The 16345-nt window shown below is 62.6% G+C and carries 15 protein-coding genes; 7 read left to right on the top strand and 8 right to left on the bottom strand.

The features are described from left to right. Nucleotides 1-366, top strand: a 366-nt coding sequence (locus AC1DNE_RS24005) for an integrase core domain-containing protein (protein ID WP_476841245.1), incomplete at its 5' end; no start/stop codon positions are given. Between the two features lie 163 nt (nucleotides 367-529). Here the strand turns inward: AC1DNE_RS24005 and AC1DNE_RS24000 are convergent. From AC1DNE_RS24000 to AC1DNE_RS23985, 4 genes are all read right to left on the bottom strand, one after another. Then, nucleotides 530-1609, bottom strand: a complete 1080-nt coding sequence (locus tag AC1DNE_RS24000; protein WP_476841244.1) for a hypothetical protein — start codon at nucleotides 1607-1609, stop codon at nucleotides 530-532. 93 nt (nucleotides 1610-1702) lie between these two features. Beyond that, a complete protein-coding gene (locus AC1DNE_RS23995; RefSeq protein WP_476841243.1) occupies nucleotides 1703-2620 on the bottom strand; it encodes a hypothetical protein in 918 nt (305 codons plus the stop codon). Between the two features lie 96 nt (nucleotides 2621-2716). Beyond that, complete coding sequence (locus AC1DNE_RS23990; protein WP_476841242.1) at nucleotides 2717-3346, bottom strand: ABC transporter ATP-binding protein; 630 nt, start codon at nucleotides 3344-3346, stop codon at nucleotides 2717-2719. 82 nt (nucleotides 3347-3428) lie between these two features. Further along, on the bottom strand, nucleotides 3429-4619 hold the full coding sequence (locus tag AC1DNE_RS23985) for a KpsE/RkpR family capsule polysaccharide export protein (protein WP_476841241.1): 1191 nt from the start codon (nucleotides 4617-4619) through the stop codon (nucleotides 3429-3431). Nucleotides 4620-4753: 134 nt separating this feature from the next. Between AC1DNE_RS23985 and AC1DNE_RS23980 the strand changes: the two genes are divergently transcribed. The 6 genes from AC1DNE_RS23980 to AC1DNE_RS23955 all read left to right on the top strand — a co-directional run bounded on the left by AC1DNE_RS23980 (nucleotide 4754) and on the right by AC1DNE_RS23955 (nucleotide 12155). Further along, on the top strand, nucleotides 4754-6010 hold the full coding sequence (locus AC1DNE_RS23980; protein WP_476841240.1) for a KpsE/RkpR family capsule polysaccharide export protein: 1257 nt from the start codon (nucleotides 4754-4756) through the stop codon (nucleotides 6008-6010). Nucleotides 6011-6353: 343 nt separating this feature from the next. After that, nucleotides 6354-7478 (top strand): polysaccharide biosynthesis/export family protein, encoded by a 1125-nt coding sequence (locus AC1DNE_RS23975; RefSeq protein ID WP_476841239.1) that lies wholly within the window; start codon nucleotides 6354-6356, stop codon nucleotides 7476-7478. An 87-nt stretch (nucleotides 7479-7565) separates the two neighbouring features. Continuing rightward, nucleotides 7566-8459 carry a sulfate adenylyltransferase subunit CysD gene (cysD, locus tag AC1DNE_RS23970; protein WP_476841238.1) on the top strand — a complete coding sequence of 298 codons (894 nt, stop codon included), beginning with the start codon at nucleotides 7566-7568 and terminating at the stop codon, nucleotides 8457-8459. Further along, nucleotides 8456-10360, top strand: coding sequence for an adenylyl-sulfate kinase (cysC, locus tag AC1DNE_RS23965; protein ID WP_476841237.1), 1905 nt, complete (start codon nucleotides 8456-8458; stop codon nucleotides 10358-10360). The genes cysD and cysC overlap by 4 nt, the downstream gene beginning before the upstream one ends. Nucleotides 10361-10443: 83 nt before the next feature. After that, entirely contained in the window at nucleotides 10444-11346 is a 903-nt protein-coding gene (locus AC1DNE_RS23960; RefSeq protein ID WP_476841236.1) for an FkbM family methyltransferase, read from the top strand. 35 nt (nucleotides 11347-11381) lie between these two features. Next, complete coding sequence (locus tag AC1DNE_RS23955) at nucleotides 11382-12155, top strand: sterol desaturase family protein (RefSeq protein WP_476841235.1); 774 nt, start codon at nucleotides 11382-11384, stop codon at nucleotides 12153-12155. A gap of 40 nt (nucleotides 12156-12195) precedes the next feature. On the opposite strand, the gene AC1DNE_RS23950 is transcribed toward AC1DNE_RS23955, so the two are convergent. From AC1DNE_RS23950 to AC1DNE_RS23935, 4 genes are all read right to left on the bottom strand, one after another. After that, entirely contained in the window at nucleotides 12196-12981 is a 786-nt protein-coding gene (locus AC1DNE_RS23950) for a class I SAM-dependent methyltransferase (protein WP_476841234.1), read from the bottom strand. Nucleotides 12982-13062: 81 nt separating this feature from the next. Beyond that, the gene (locus AC1DNE_RS23945) at nucleotides 13063-13959 is read right to left on the bottom strand and encodes a metal-dependent hydrolase (protein ID WP_476841233.1); all 897 of its coding nucleotides are present in this window, start codon (nucleotides 13957-13959) and stop codon (nucleotides 13063-13065) included. A 157-nt stretch (nucleotides 13960-14116) separates the two neighbouring features. After that, the gene (locus AC1DNE_RS23940) at nucleotides 14117-14362 is read right to left on the bottom strand and encodes an acyl carrier protein (protein ID WP_476841232.1); all 246 of its coding nucleotides are present in this window, start codon (nucleotides 14360-14362) and stop codon (nucleotides 14117-14119) included. Nucleotides 14363-14421: 59 nt separating this feature from the next. Then, entirely contained in the window at nucleotides 14422-16182 is a 1761-nt protein-coding gene (locus AC1DNE_RS23935; protein ID WP_476841231.1) for a fatty acyl-AMP ligase, read from the bottom strand. Nucleotides 16183-16345: the final 163 nt, after the last annotated feature.

Here is a 16345-nt window from a genome sequence, read left to right as displayed (position 1 = left end):
GCCGAGGACGTCGTCGCCACGCTGGAAAGGCTCTGCGCGAAACTTGGCTATCCGAAGACGATCCGTGTCGATCAGGGTTCCGAGTTCGTCAGCCGCGACCTCGACCTGTGGGCCTACGCCAAGGGCGTCACGCTCGACTTCTCCCGCCCRGGMAAGCCGACCGACAATGCCTTCATCGARGCSTTCAAYGGSCGYTTCCGCAGCGAGTGCCTGAACACGCACTGGTTCCTGACGCTTGCAGATGCGGCCGAAAAGATGGAGGCTTGGGTCAGATACTACAACGAGGATCGGCCGCACGGGGCCATCGGCAACAAGCCACCGATCCTGCTGCAAAATCCCGGCGGGACACCCGGCTCACCGCCGTGATCGAAGGCCGGAAACTCCAGCCTCCGGCGGTCCAGCAAACGGTCTCGGATCAAACAGCGGAAGTCGGGATCGATACTGATACAGGTGTTTTCCGCAACGAGCACGACTCCTAACGGCCTGCGTGCTCGCCACGCGCTTCCTCGTTGGGAAGGAGAGCAGCGTTTCATCGCATTCGAAAGAAAATGCTCTGACGGGCTAGCGCTACGCGCCGCAGAGCGCGGGTGAGCCAGATCATGCTCGCGACCTTGCGCCGATGCCGGTCCGGCATTTGCTTGTCCGAGAGTGGGAGCAGGGTGCGCAGGGCGCCGTCGTAATCGCGGACCCGGCGCTGCGCGGCAGCGAAGCTCAGCTGGATCGCGCTTGCGTCCGGGGCGAGCTCGGCCGAGCGGCGATGGGCTGCGACGGCCTCATCATGTCGGCCGAGGCGCGACAGGAGATAGCCGAGATAATGCCAGGCGAGTTCCGACTGCGGCGCCATCAGCGTTGCCTTATGTGCCAAGGCCAGCGCCCATTGCTGCTTGCCTCTTCCGATAGCCGCATAGGAGAGGGTCATCAGATAGTGTAGCGAGCGCTTCCGCCGCGCGCGGGCGAGCCGGCGCGCGGCCGCCAGATCGACCGTGCCGCTCACGACAGACAGGACGAACTCCGTCAGGAGCCCGCACTCGGACAAGAAGGACGCACTGGCGTGGCCGGCATGGGGCAGGGGAAGGCTGTCGACCTGCATTTCGCTTGCGATGCGTTCCAGATGCAGCCGTTCGGCGCGCATGGCGGGATCGTAGGCGACGATGGCCGGCACATCCGAGGGCAGGGGGCCGGACAGTTCGGGTAGCCATTTTTCGCGGCGATGCCTGCGCCAGCGCTTCTCAAAGGGCGCCTTGCGAGGATCCCGGCTGTATTGCGGTGAGAGCACCAGCGCGGTCGCCGCTCCGACGCGGTCGGCAAAGCGCAGCGCGGCATAGCCGCCCATGCTGGAGCCATAGCTGACGATCCGCGCGTAGCCTTCGGCCGCAGCGCGCGCCGCGGCAATTGCCTCGCGCCAATCGGGTTCGTGATACCAGCGATTGCGGCCATTCACGACATGAACCGCCGAGACTTGGTGGTCCGCGAAGAAACCTTCGCCGAATGCCGGGCGATCGAGGTTTGTCGTATCGGTATAGGAATCGAAGGTCACGACACAGCAGGTGCCGCCTCGATGCGCGACTTTCACGAGCAGGTGCGGTGAGCGGTAGACGACGTCAGCCAAGGCCGGCCTTCGCGGGGCGAAGCGGGTGATCGAAGGGCGCGAGGTCGATCCGATCGCGATGCATGGTCCCTTCTTTCGGAGCGTTGCCGGCGCTCACGAAGCCTGCTGCACATGGCCGAGATGGCTGAGTTCCACCTGGCCGAGCGCAATGCGTCCTTCGATGGCGCCTTCCTCGGTCCGGACATGGAACTCCACTGGATTTTCCGGCTCGCTGACGAGGAAGCTGAACTGCGCCGCGAAAATGCCTTCCTGACGGGGCCGCAGCCGTGCCTCGCCCAGCAAGCCTGGTCCAAAGGCTGCCATCTTGAGCGGCAGCCCGACGGCTTCCTTGGTGAAGCCGAGCGTCAGCTTGGCCCGCCAGCGCCCTTCGGCGAGATGAAAGTAGGGCCCGTAGTACAGGACACGCGACCCACCCGTGGCATCCATGACGAGCGGAGCTTCTTCGTTCGGGCGATCCCCTGAAAAGAAGACGCGATGGGGCCAGATCGATCTGAGCGGGACGCCAGCGTCACGCAGATGCGCGATGCTGTTCTCGAGGACGAGCGTGACGATGCCTTCTTCCGCTTCCGTGAAGGCGGATGCCGTCTGTTGAGGCATCGGTCCGACAGACGCCTGTACCGCATCGACGGCATCGGCCGGGATGCCGCAGCCGATATGGTGCGCGATGGCTTGGATCGTGATCCCGGCCGATGGCGCGGTGGTCGCATCGAGAAGCAGTGCCCGCTTTTGCGGCTGGCAATCCCCGATCAATGCGACGCTGGCGCCGATCGTCCGCACAGCCTCGAGCAGCCCCGGCTGGACCTGCCGCTGGTGGGCGACTGCGTCGATGCCGGTCGTCGTGAAGACGATCATGGGAGCCTGATGCATCGGCAAGGCCTGCCGCAAGGACCGCGACGGAAATTGCGAGCAGATGAGCGTCTGCGCCGCGCTATCGGGGCCGAAAGTATCGGTCCGATCGATCCAGCGCATCTGCAGATCGGGATGGGCAGATTGCGCGAGATGGCGGACCACCTCAAACCCCCAAGCGGCAAAGGCGCTTGGTATGCCTAGAGCGACGATCAACATGCCGGAAGGATCACTCCACGACAGAACACCGCCCTACCTCGCTCACAATGTCGCATAAATCGAGCACGCCAGATCAAGATCATAGAACACACGCCCGCGACCTTGCTTGAGGACCAGGGCCGAGCTGCAAAATTCCTTGGCGAACTCCATGGAGTGGATCGCCATCAGCATCGCCCGGTCTTTGCGCTTGACCAGGAGTTCGTCATGGCAACGCTGCTGGAAGCGCCTATCGCCAACCAGGATGACCTCGTCGATGAGGTAGCATTCGAAGTCGATCGCGAGGGACAGCGCGAAGGCCAGGCGCGCGCGCATGCCGTCCGAATAGAAGCGAACCTGGGTGAAGAGCTGGCTCCCCAACTCGGTGAAATCCGCGACATACTCGACGGTCTCTTTGAGCGGCGCGCCGTAAAGCGTCGAGATGAAGCGGCATGTGTCGTAGCCGGTCATCTGCCCTTCGAAACCACCGCCGAGCGCGAGGGGCCAGGACATGTTGAGGCCCCGATGGACCTTCCCATAGGTTGGCCGCTCCACGCCGGCCAGAATCTTGATTAGCGTCGATTTGCCAGCGCCGTTGCGGCCGAGGATGGCCATGCGCTCACCGATGCCGATGCTGAATGAGATCCCGTCCAGGACGCGGCGCGGGCCATGTTCGGTATGGAATTCCTTGATCACTCCATCTGCGCGCACGGCGCGCTCCGGGCGTGAACCCTGGGCGGAGTCGGACCGAGTCTGGCCTGCGTGCAAAACGTTCATATCACGGCTCGTGCGCGCGGATATTTTCGATCAGCGAACGGCAGATTGAGTAGACGGAAAAGCTCAACGCCATGACGATACCGATCCAGAGCAGACGCTTCGGCTGGCTCGGGTAGTCGGCGGCATGCGGCTCGACGACGCGTTCGAGATAAAGCTGCTGCCGCTGGGACTCGATGCGCGCATTCTCGAGGGAAGCGAGGGCCGAGGCGAGCGCCCGGTCGGCAAACTCGCGCTCCAGAACGAGGCGCTCGTAATCAGCGATAACGGGCGCCAGCGCCTGTGCCGAACCGCCGATCTGGCGTTTCTCTTCGACAATTTGCTGCTCGACTGACTGTATTCGGTTGCGCAGATTCGTAACCTGCGGTCCCTGCGGCGAATTCCGCAGCGCCTCGGCGAGTTGAGCGTTGGCCTGCGCGGCTTCGAAAGATAGTTTGCCGATCGTTTCCAGCAGGTTTTGCGAGGATTTGGCGGGATCGACCGTGCCGGCGCGGGTGCGGAATACCGTGAGCTCCTCCCGCCGTTGGAACGCGCGCGACTTCGCGGACTCGACTTCGGCTTCCGCCGCCCGGATGGTGTCGCGGCGGGCGCGTTCGTTCAGTCGATTGATCAGAGCCTCGGAGCCCTCAAGCAGGGTTTGGGCGATCTTGACCGAATCCTCCGGCCGGAAGCTCTGCACCGTGAGCGTACTGATCCCAGTCCCGCTGTCCTGCTTGATCGAAACGAAGTCGAGATAGCGATCGAACAGCTTTTCGCGCAGATCTTTCGAGAACCAGCCGGGGAAGCGCCAGACGGGATCGCTCTCGGGCCGCGACAGAATGGCCCGCAGATCAGCCTCTCGCACGAGCAACTCTACGGCATCGCGCGAGCGGACAAACTGGTGAACGGCACTGGCCTCGTCCGAAGCACGCTCCGTTCCGGTGGTCGTCGGAATCGCGCTCGTGATCTGATCGATCCCTGTTCGGCTCGGGCTCCGAACGACGAACTGCGCCTCCGACGAGTATCGGTCGGCTGCAATCAGGCCATAGAAGAGCACGGCCACGACGCTGGGCAGAACGAAGGTGATGAGCAGCAGGGTGTGGCAGCGCAGCCAGATCAGCCAACTCGGATGCCTGCTTGCGACAGGCACGTGCAGATCGACCTCCTCCGCCCGCAGGGGGACGAGTTCGACATACTCCGTGACCTGATCCGGCATGACGCCTTGTGACATCGTTTTCTGATCTCTGTGCGAAGAACGCTAGATAGCAGGCGGACTTCTGGATAGGAATGCCGAACTGATGCTTCCGGCCGCAGTATTGTGCGGCTTTGCCAAGGCGATACGATGTCGAGATGAGGCAACGCTTCGAGAAGATCTCCCGGCGGTTGCGGCCGATCGCGCATGCGGTGCGACCGCTCGCAGCCAAGCGATTCGGCCTGCCCATGCCCGGCGGGGCAGACGGGGATGGCGCAGTGACCGACGCACGGGTACGCCGTTATCCCGCCGCGCCCCGCCTCAGCTGGAGCAAAACTGCATTCCTGCTCGTCGTGGTGCTGCCGACGGCGATTTCCGCGCTCTATTTCGGCTTCATCGCCTCCGATCGATTTGTGTCTGAGTCGACTTTTGTCGTTCGCTCCGCGAAATCACCCCTGTCGGGTGGGCTCGGAGGCCTGCTGCAAATCGTCGGTATTTCGCGCTCGCAGGACGACAGCTATTCGGTGCAGGAATACCTGCTGTCACGCGATGCGGTCGCTGCCCTCGCGCAACGCCTGCCGCTGCGCGAGATGTTCAATCGCTCAGGCGCGGATTTCATCGCTCGATATCCGAACCCGATTTATGGGTCTACCGAAGAAGAGCTATATCAATATTACAAGTCGCGCGTCAGCGTCGTCCATGGTGCGACCACCGGCCTCACGACGTTGAAAGTTGATACCTTCCGGCCGGAGGATTCGCTCGAAATCAACCGGACGCTGCTCGGCCTCGGCGAGACCTTGGTCAATCGGATGAACGAGCGGATTCGCGCCGATGCCATTCGCTTCGCCGAGGCAGAAGTGAAACGCGGCGAGGAGCGGCTGGTCGAGACCCAAATAGCGATCACCGAATTCCGAAACCGCGAATTGATGCTCGATCCGTCGAAGAGTTCGCTAATTGTGGCGGAACTGATCGGGCGCCTCTCCGCCGAGCTTGCGGTCGTGACGGCGCAGCTTCGGGAGGTTCAGGCCTCCTCGCCGAACTCCCCGCAGATTCCCGGCTTGCAGCGGCGCATCGCTGCTCTTGAAGGCCAAATTACCCTCGAGCGTCAGCGGGTCTCGAATGCTTCCGACGGCTTGGCCGAGAAGATCGCCGGTTATGAGCGGCTGAGCCTGCAGCGTGAATTCGCCGTCAAGGCCTTGGCATCGGCCGTAACCGGTCTGGAGGTGGCGCGCAACGAAGCGCGTCGCCAACAACTCTATCTCGAACGCGTGGTGGAACCGCATGTCGCTGACTATGCCGAACAGCCTCGCCGCCTCCGGAGCGTGCTCCTGACCTTTGCCGGTAGCCTGATGCTCTTCTTCGTCGGATGGCTGCTTCTAGCCGGGGTGCGCGAACATAGCATCAAGGTTAGGTGACGCTGATAGAAGGCCGTCATTGGCAGGAGCGTTTGGCCAAGCGCGGTATTGCAGAGTGCCTCCGCCCAGAGGGAAAGCATCTCCCCCAAATCGGGGGGGCGGGGGTAATTCTGCTTGGGCAGCCCGCGATCTGCCTCTGGGTTCGTTCTTTGGCATTTTAGTAATCATATTAGCTAAAGCCGCTGCCTTCGTAACTGATCGGAGATGCGCAGAGGCCACACTCCCAAAGGGAATGTGCCCGCAGAAGGCGACGCCGTTCTCAAGCGGGAAGATCGATGGTATTCGCCCGGTGGCTTAGGAGATTGGATCAGTGCGGGTTGGCCTAGTAGCGATTCTGTCCGTCATGGCATTGGCGGGCTGTTCCAATCTTCCCGCGAGTGGTCCATCCACTGCCGATATTGTTGCTCAGCCCGCGGATAACACGAGTTTCGGCTTCGAGCTGATTGATTTGGCCCCGGCGTCGCTCTCCGTCCTCAACGCGCGCACCGTCGATAGCTTCAGCGGTAGTTTTGGAGATCGTAGCGGCGCGGTCGAATCGCGAATTGGAATCGGTGATTTTATTGCCGTAACGATTTGGGAGGCTGGCGCGGGCGGCCTCTTTTCCGCGCCGCTTACGACGGACCGCTTCACGCCTGGTTCTCGAACCGCGACGATCCCGGAGCAAGCCGTCGCTCGTGACGGCACGATATCGGTTCCCTATGCCGGGCGCATTGGTGTAGCCGGCAAAACGGCGGCCGAGGTCCAGGCGACGATCGAGGAGCGGCTCGCAGGCAAGGCGATCCAGCCTCAGATTCTGGTGACGATCAGCCGGCCGGTCAGCAGCACGGTCGCTGTCACGGGAGAGGTCGCATCGGGCGGCCGCATTCCGCTGTCTAACAAAGGTGATCGTGTCCTCGAGGTCATCGCCGCTGCCGGAGGCATCCGTGCACCTGTCAACGAGACGGAGGTGCGGCTTACGCGCGGTTCGCGAACCCTTGCCGTGCCGATGATCGCGATCGTCAACAATCCTCGCGAGAACATTTATCTGCGCGGCGGCGATACACTGACGCTCGTGCGCAATCCGCGAACCTTTATCGCGGCCGGTGCGACCGGCCGCAATGCGGAGATCCCCTTCGACGCCGACGCCATGAACCTGGCGCAGGCAATGGCCAAGGCAGGCGGCCTGCTGGACTTCCGAGCGGATCCCGAAGGTGTGTTCCTGTACCGGTTTGAATCCTCTGAAGTGTTGCGGCGGATCAAGCCGGACAGCCCTCTTCTTGGCTACGGCCGCTCGGTCCCGGTGATTTATCGCGTGAACCTGCGCGATCCGAACGGTCTGTTTGTGGCGCAAGGCCTGCGCATGCAGCGAGGCGACATCCTCTACGTTTCCAATGCGTCGCTGACGGATGTGCAAAAGGCTCTCTCCATCTTTCAGAGCCTGACGTCGCCCGTGGTGCAGGGCGCCAGCATCGCCGCCGGGTTCAAGTAAACAGGGGGCCTGTCGGCCCGTGATGCAGCGAAATCGTGGATTGGCGTTGCCGGATATCGGCAACGCAGCGACTGGGCGAAGCGAAACGTGAGTCATCTCAGGAGGCTGGAGGAGGAGGCGATCTTCCTGCTGAGGGAGACCGCTGCGCTGTTTCGACGTCCCGTCATGCTCTATTCGATAGGCAAGGATTCGACGGTTCTCGCCCATTTGGCCGCCAAGGCGTTCTGGCCGGCGAAGCCACCGTTCCCGCTCCTGCACATCGACACGACGTGGAAATTCCGCGAGATGATCGCGTTTCGCGATCGCCTGGCGCATGCGTTGGGTTTTGATCTACGGGTGCATGTCAATCAAGAAGGGCTGGCGCGCGGGATCACGCCATTCACCGCCGACGCCAACGCCTATACCCGGATCATGAAGACCGACGCGCTCAAGCAAGCGTTGGAGCTTGGCGGCTTCGACGTCGCGATCGGCGGGGCACGGCGGGACGAAGAGAAGAGCCGCGCAAAGGAGCGCATGTTTTCCTTGCGCAGCCCCCAGCATGGTTGGGAGCCGCGCAGCCAACGGCCGGAATTCTGGCGTTTGGCGAACCCGCATCTGCGCGCTGGGGAGACGATGCGCGTCTTTCCGTTGTCGAACTGGAGCGAGCGCGACGTCTGGCGCTACACGCTTGCCGAGGGCATTCCGATCGTTCCGCTCTATCTTGCGAGGCCCCGGCAGGTTGTGCTGCGTGGCGAAGCCCTGATCGTCGTCGATGACGACCGCTTTCCGTTTCAATCCGGCGAGACAGCTACATTGCGATCGGTGCGCTTCCGGTCGCTAGGTTGCTATCCCCTCTGCGGGGCAGTGGAGTCCGAGGCCGCGACGGTCGCGGAGGTCGTGGCTGAGCTCGCAGCGACCAGCACCTCCGAGCGGCATGGGCGGCTGATCGATGGTGCCGGCGCCGCATCGATGGAGGCGAAGAAGCGGGAGGGCTATTTTTGAATCCCATTTCTGCATCCTATCAGGCGTTCTTCGGCTCGCCCGAAGCGGCAAGGCCCAGCGAACGTCCGCCGGCTTTGCGCGTTCTGACATGCGGTGCCGTCGACGACGGGAAATCCACTCTCATCGGACGACTGCTTTTTGAAGCTGGGGCGGTCCCCGAGGACCAACTGGCGGCGCTTGCGGCGGATTCGCGTCGCTACGGGACGAGCGACGGAGAGGTCGACTATTCCCTGTTGACGGACGGGCTCGAGGCCGAGCGCGAGCGCAACATCACGATCGACGTCGCCTATCGCTACATGTCGACGGCGCGCCGGGATTTCATCATCGCCGATACGCCGGGCCACGAGCAATATACCGCCAACATGGCCACCGGGGCTTCGCAATGCGAGGTCGGGATCATTCTGGTCGATGCCATTCGCGGACTGCAGCAGCAGACTTTCCGGCATGCCGCCATCTGTAGCATTCTCGGCATCCGGCACGTGGTTCTCGCCGTGAACAAGATGGACGCCGTCGGGTTCTCACAAGAGCATTTTCGTCGCATCTGCGAAACGTTCGCGCCGGTCGCCGCACAGTTGAAACTTGATGTCGTCGCGATCCCGATATCCGCTCGTCACGGCGACAACGTCGTCGTCGCGAGCGGATCTTTGGATTGGTACGCAGGAGCCACGCTCCTGGAGCATCTTGAACGCGTCGAAATCGCGCCGGCCGACAGCAAAGCCGGCTTGCGCCTGCCGATCCAGGGTGTCTGCCGCACGTCGGAGGGCATGCGCCTCTACATGGGTACGGTAGCAACGGGGACCCTGTCGCTGGGCGAGCGGGTCCGAGTCGCAGTTGGTGGGGCCGAAGCCGCCGTCGAACGACTGGTTGGCGTCGAAGGGCCGATCGACCGGGCTGGTCCCGGGGCTGCCGTGGCCGTCGCGTTGACCCCGGAAACCGATCTCGGGCGCGGTGATCTGCTGCATACGGATGCCGATGCTCCCGCCTGCTCCAATCATTTTTCAGCGCATGTGATCTGGTTCGGCGAACGGCCGCTATTCGCCGGCCGCGACTATGAGCTGCGTCTTGGGACTTGCGTCAGCCCTGTCACCGTGACGGCGATCAGAGGCAAGCTCGACATCGTCAGCGGGCTCCGGGTGGCGGCAACCGAAATCACGCGCCATGACATCGCGATCTGCCACCTTGCGACGCTCGGAACGATCGCTTTCGATAGCTACGAACGTTGCCGCGCCACTGGCAGCTTTCTGTTGATCGACCGGGTGAGCGGCGAGACAGTCGCCGCCGGCATGGTCCGGAACGCCCTTGATCGCGGAAGCAATGTGTTCGCCCAGAAATTGACGGTCGACCGGCGCGCACGCGAGGGCCTGCTTGACCAGAAGGGCGCGATCCTCTGGTTTACGGGACTGTCCGGGGCCGGCAAATCGACTATCGCCGATGCCCTCGAACGCAAGCTGCACGCCAGGCGCAAGCTGACGATGCTGCTGGACGGTGACAATATTCGACTCGGGTTGAACCGCGATCTGGGCTTCACCGAAGGGGATCGCGTCGAAAACCTACGGCGCGTCGCGGAGGTCGCGGGGCTGATGGTCGATGCAGGCCTGATCGTGTTGTGCAGCTTCATCTCGCCCTTTGCCGCCGACCGGGCGATGGTTCGCGAGCGTCTTGAAGGCACACCCTTCCTCGAGCTCTTCGTCGATGTTCCTCTCGAGACCTGTGAGCGTCGCGACCCGAAGGGGCTCTACGCCAAGGCGCGGCGTGGCGAGATTCGAAACTTCACCGGCATAAGTTCAAGCTACGAGCGTCCTGCCGCGCCGGATCTCGTTCTTGACAGCAGCCGGTATGAGGCCGACGAGCTCGCCGACCGTGTCGTGCGCTTGTTGGTTGAACGGGGTATCGCTACCTAGTGGGCAGCACGGACAAGCCGGCGAATTGGTGGGCGCGCGTCGGGATGGCGGTTGGAGCAGACAGGTTGATCAGGAACAAGAAGATGCCGCTCCCGGTCGATCTGCCAATGCCGAAGCCGATCGTTCCCGGGAGCATCCTGTCCCTGGACGAACTGCGGGGACCGGATCGTTATCACACTGAATGCCTCTGCCGTGCGGCGACGCAAACCGCCTATCTCGGCGAACATGTCGTCCTCTCGCGCATTTTGGGGCGATACAAGGCGTTTCTCGATACGCGCGATCGAGGCTTTGCTGCGCATGTGATGCTCGACGGCTATTGGGAGATGTGGCTGACGCAATTCATCGCCCGTCTAGTCGAGCCTGGAATGCACGTCGCCGATGTGGGCGCGAATTTCGGCTATTATTCGCTGCTGATGAGCGATCTCGTCGGCCCGACCGGTCGCTTGATGGCGGTCGAGCCGAATCCGCCGGTCGTCGAGATGCTCCGGCGAACCCTCGAGCTCAACGGCTTTGCCGGCCGCAGCACCGTCATGGCCGCCGCTGCCGGCGCGAACGAGGGAGAGGGGCGCCTTTTCGTGCCCGCGGGCGAGCCAAAGAACGCGATGCTCGTTGGTGCTGCCGCCGAGCATGATGATGCCGCGTTGGTCGCTGTGCCCATCCGCAGCCTCGACGCGTTGCTCGGGGAGTTTCCGCGCGTCGATTTCCTCAAGATCGATGCCGAAGGGGCGGAGGAGGACATCGTTGTCGGGCTGGGTCAGACCATCGCCCGTTGGCGGCCGCGCATCGTGCTTGAGTTCAACCCCGGGCGTTGTCGCGATCCACAAGCCTTGCTCGCGTTGCTGCGCGGACCCTATCCCGTGCTCCAATGCCTCGGCTACGATGCGGAAGTTGTTCCCGTTTCGGACGAAAGCCTGCTCGATCCCACCAATCATGAGGATCGTCTGCTTTATCTGGACGATGGCGCTGCGATACAGGCGCATCCGTAACCCGGAGAGGCCGAGGCCCGAAGATTGGTTGGACCGTGACGCTGCTGATCGACTTTCTATATCTTCTTGGTCTCGTGGCGGGCGCCATCGTTCTGGTGATGCTGCTGACCGGCCTCTTCTTCGAGATCATGAACGCCCGCCACCCCGAACGCCGCATTCAGAAGAACCGGCTCAACCGCCGCAAATGGAAGGAATTGCGGCAGGCTCCGATTTCGATCCTCACCTTGTCGGCTTGTTTCGCGTTCGGTCTCTTCGCACAGCGGCAAGGCTGGTCGCTTGTTCCGTTGGAACTCACATGGTGGACGGGGCCTTTGACACTGCTGGTGTCGGTTATTCTTTATGACGCTTGGTTTTATTGGGTTCATCGGCTGCTACACAGCCGGCCCTTCTATCGCTTTCACGCACTTCACCATAAGAGCGTGGCGCCAACGGTCTGGAGCAACCATCACGAGAGCTTTGGCGAAGCGCTCCTCAACCAGGCCTATTACGCGATCATCGTCTTCGTCCTGCCCATCCCGTGGCAGATGCTCGTGCTGCAGAAGATCTACGATCAGGTGAGCGGGATGCTGGGCCATGCCGGCTTCGAGCATTTCGCCTCCCCGGCTGGCCGTTCACCATGGCCGCTTGCCAGCACCGTGTTCCACGATCAGCATCACGGCTCGTTCAGGTTCAACTACGGGCACACCTTCTCGTTCTGGGATCGCCTGATGGGAACGCTGCATCCGCGCTACGACGACACGTTGAAAAGCTTCGAGGATTCCGAACCGAAATCAGAGGCTGCGGGGCCCGGCTCTGTGAAGTCGCAATGAGTTCGACTTCACTTCAAGTCGCGCTGCGGAGCCCCATGCGTTACCCCAAAGGCTCGGCCGAAGATTGGGAGACGGCAGAGGCACTCTTCTGGTAGCATTGCGCGATGTAGACGACACCGCCTTCGCTCATTTCCCGATAGAGCACAGAACCCTGTGCACCGGCGAACTCCGCGACAAAGCCGCGCATGAAGCGTATCTTAGCGATGCGTGTCCGCTTGCGTAGCTCCGCTGCGTCGAGTGCGGCGATCACGCCTTTCGACAGGTCCGTTTCGCTCTGCAGAGCCATGCCGGGTATCGCCAGCTGCTGCCGCAGCTGGGGAAGGGCGTTCTTGCCGCGCATATCGGCGAATGTGAACCAGCCGCCAGGCGCCAGCACACGCTCAACCTCCCGCGCAAACGCCGCGACATCGCCGTAGCAATGCGAGGATTCGATATTGACCACGACGTCTATCGAGGCATCGGCGAAAGGCAGCTTCTCCGCATCGCCGACCTCGAAGCTCAGATTGGCGGTGTCCTTATTCAGACGGCGCGCCAGCCGCACGGTCGCGGACGAGTAGTCGACCCCGATGACCGAGGTAGGCGCGTGGTAGCGCGCGATATAGCGGGCACCGCCCCCGCGGCCGGAGCCGATTTCGAGAACACGTGCGCCCTTGAGTGGCAGTCCGGCGACCGCTTGTGCGTAGAGCCCGATGAAGGGGCGGTCGGCTTCGTCGTCCTGGCCGATCGGAAAGGCGGGGCCCGACGGCAGAAAGCCGTAGTTCATGAACCGCCAATCGTCGTCGCGCCATCGCCGCGACAGCATGTTGTAGAGCGTGCGCCACAGCAATTTGCGCGTCTTGGGAAAAGCGCCCCGATCGATGGCTTCAAGCAGGCCGGAGAAAGCAGGGCTAGCCATGGGCGCGATGCCTCAGGCGCTAGGTTGGGAGGCGGTGGTGCCGGGTGGCGGCGGGAGATTGGCTGCCAGCCAGTCCCGTCCTTTGCGCATCAACTCCTGATCGTCGCTGTTGCGCGGGTCGAAGCCCGGCAGGTAGTAGCGCAGCACATTCGGCAGGCAGCGTCGCCAGTAGCCGGGATAGATCATCGTCACCCAGAAGAAGCGCAGCCAGAAGCGCAAGCCGGTCTTGACCCCGTCGGTCTTCGCATAAATCGGGACATTGCGCAGGAAGAGGATGAGGAAGGGGAAGAGCGTCCCGTTCATTCCCAAGACGCGGACCATATAGCGCCGCCAGCCCGACATGTCCGGCGTCGCGGCCTTGAGCACGTCGAGCGCCACGGCCTTGTGCTCCAGTTCTTCGAGCGCGTGCCACATCCATAGGCGCCGATAGGCCGGAGCGGCCTTGTCCATCAGTTCGGGATGGCGCAGCGTCAGTGTCGACAGCGTCGCGGTCATGTGCTCGATCGCACAGGTGATCGACAGCCGATGCAGCGGATTCTTGACGATCTCGAAGCCCTGGCGGATCGGCTTTTCCATCTTCTCGACATCGTAACCGAGCTTCGTCATGGCCCGGTTGTATTCCTCGTGCTCGCGCGTGTGGTAGGCTTCCTGCACGGAATAGCCGTTGATCTCGGCGGCGAGTTCGCGATCCTGAAGCTTGGGGCCGTAGTGCTTCAGCGACCGAATGAAGAAGCGCTCGCCCTCAGGCAGGAAGATCGACAGGCCGTCGATCAGCACCGTCTTGATAATGTCGTCTTCCAGCCAGTGCCGCTGGGCGTTCTCCAGAATTCCGAAGCGGATGTCGCGCGGAATGATGTCGTCCGCATTCCCCATGTGCTGGCCGCCGGCAGCGTTCGAAGCGTGTGCCATCAGGGCTCGCCCATCCCAAGAATGCTTGTCTTGCCGCGTGAGTTTATCGGCAGAGGAAATATTATCGCCAATGCTCCGCGCAGTCGAGATCGGCCCCAAAGAAAAGACCAGTACATCTCGAACCGCCGAGGCTGGAAGGCTCCGGGCTGGTCATAATTTAGATTGGCTTCAAAGTTCCAAGATAATCCGCGAATTGAGCGATCGTCGGGTAATCTTGCGTCACACCAGGATAGAGCTCGACACCGTATTCTTGCTCCACTTCCAGGACGAAATGCACAGCGGCGGCGGAGTCAAGGCCCAAGCTCGCGAAGGTCGCCGAGGATTCAATCCCGGCCCCGTCGCGGTCGAGCATGGCCCCAAGACCGGCTTTGCAGAAGCGTTCGATGTCGGAAGCTGGCGGCATGGCGGTCCGTCGCGTTGATCGTGGGTCCGCGCCCCGAATGCAGCGGCGGCCCTTGGCCGTCAAGCGGAGACGATAGTGCGATCCTCAACCGGCTCCGGAAGATTCCATGGCTCGAGCGTTCTTTCGAGCCACCGACGCTTGGTCAAGCTGCGCTGAACCTTGCCGCTCGTCGTCTTCGGCAGCGAGCCTGTTCGGATCAGCACGATCTTGTGCAGGGCCACTTCGTGGTTGTTCACCACGGCCGATTGAACCGCTGCAAACACCTCCGGCTCGGAGATGGCATGGCGCTGGCTGCGCTCGACTTCCTGGACGACGACGATGCGCTCGACGTTGTGTTCGTCAGTGACCGTGAAGGCTGCCCCGTGATCCCGCCGCAGGGAAGGGTGGCTGGCGGCAACCGTAGCCTCGATGTCTTGAGGGTAATGGTTGACGCCTCGGACGATCATGACGTCCTTGATTCGGCCGACGACGTAGAGCTCGCCATCCTCGTCGAGATGCCCGAGATCCCCGGTCCGCAACCAGGCGCCGACTTGCTCGGGGGCTTCGTCTTCAAGCACCTGCGGATGCGCGCGAAACACGTGCTCGCTGTCTTCGGGGCGCTGCCAATAGCCGCCCGCAACACTCGAAGCCTGGATCCAGATCTCGCCGATTTCGCCGGGCTGCAACGGACGTTGGGTGGCTGGATCGACGATGCGGACGGACAAGTTGTCCATCGGCGAACCGCAACTGACGATCGGGCAGCTATCTTCGGCATCTTCCGGGACCGTGATGCGTGCGGCTTTGAGGGCCTTCGCGCTCACCTGGCGTATGCGTGGAATGGCGCCTCTCTTGGCGGCGGTCACTAGCAAGGTCGCTTCCGCCAGGCCGTATGCCGGACGCATCGCTTCCGCCTTGAAGCCATAGGAGGCGAAGGTCGCGCTGAATCGTTCCAGGGTTGCGGCGCGCACCGGCTCGGCGCCGTTGAGGGCAATTTTCCAGCCGCTGAGATCGACGCCTTCCATCTGCTCCGGCCGGAACCGGTCGACGCACAGATCGAAAGCGAAATTCGGAGCCGCGGCAACTTCGGCGCGGTGATCGTTGATCGCCCTGAGCCAATTCAGCGGGCGGTGCATGAACCCCGACGGCGTCATGAGAACGCAGGGCGCGCCGAGATAGATCGGCTGCAGCAAATTCATGATCAGGCCGAGGTCGTGGTAGAGCGGAATCCAGCTGACATGGGCCGAGTCTGCATGGTTGCCCAGGCGCGCCTGCATCATCGCCAGATTGTCGAGCAGGTTGCGATGGCTGACCATCACCCCCTTCGGTGACGAGGTCGAGCCGGACGTATATTGCAGGAAGGCAAGGTCCGTCGGATTGCGGCGTAAGGCGCAGATCGGCGCGGGCTCGGGTGCCAGCGTGACAAGCATGTGGCGAATGCCCCGCTCAGCCAGGCGCTGGCGTAGCAGCCCCCGCGGATCCGGATCGGACGCAGGGCTCAGCGCCAGCCGCGGTGCGCAGTCAGCGATGATGGCGGCGCTGGCGTCGTGATTCGCGTTGCGACGCGGCGGCATCATCGGGACCGCAACGACACCGGCCATCAGGCAGGCGAAATAGGCCACGACGAATTCCAGGCAGGATGGAAAAATGAGCAAAGCACGGTCACCGGGCGTCGTTTCGGCTGCGAGTTGCTGTGCGAGATGCGATGCTTGGGCGGAGAGCTCGGCAAAGGTCAGTCTCGGGCGATCGCCGGGGCGATCGGAATAGACAGTCACCGCGGCAATCTCAGGCCGTCTCTCGGCCTGATGCTGCAAGACCTCTGCCAAAGACGAGAAATGGCTCATTGAAAGCTATCTATAAAGCGAGCGCGGGCATCGATCCGAGAGGCGGGATAGAGCGCCTCAATTTTCTTCTGCCCCACGAACGAGGTGAAAGCACTATCGCTATTCTATGGAGTCGCGCCGCAGCCAGATCAACCGCGAAAGTCTTGCTGTGCCGGCTGCGCGC

The sequence above is a fragment of the Allobosea sp. 05L423 genome, assembly GCF_056397745.1.
The sequence above is the reverse complement of the archived record's forward strand: the minus strand, read 5'-3'. Positions and strand labels throughout refer to the sequence as shown.

Coding starts and splice junctions, on each gene's coding strand:
- AC1DNE_RS23980 (WP_476841240.1), top strand. CDS start 4,754: ATGAGGCAACGCTTCGAGAAGATCTCCCGGCGGTTGCGGCCGATCGCG.
- AC1DNE_RS23935 (WP_476841231.1), bottom strand. CDS start 16,182: ATGAGCCATTTCTCGTCTTTGGCAGAGGTCTTGCAGCATCAGGCCGAG.
- AC1DNE_RS23940 (WP_476841232.1), bottom strand. CDS start 14,362: ATGCCGCCAGCTTCCGACATCGAACGCTTCTGCAAAGCCGGTCTTGGG.
- AC1DNE_RS23960 (WP_476841236.1), top strand. CDS start 10,444: ATGCCGCTCCCGGTCGATCTGCCAATGCCGAAGCCGATCGTTCCCGGG.
- AC1DNE_RS23975 (WP_476841239.1), top strand. CDS start 6,354: ATGGCATTGGCGGGCTGTTCCAATCTTCCCGCGAGTGGTCCATCCACT.
- AC1DNE_RS23945 (WP_476841233.1), bottom strand. CDS start 13,959: ATGGCACACGCTTCGAACGCTGCCGGCGGCCAGCACATGGGGAATGCG.
- AC1DNE_RS23985 (WP_476841241.1), bottom strand. CDS start 4,619: ATGCCGGATCAGGTCACGGAGTATGTCGAACTCGTCCCCCTGCGGGCG.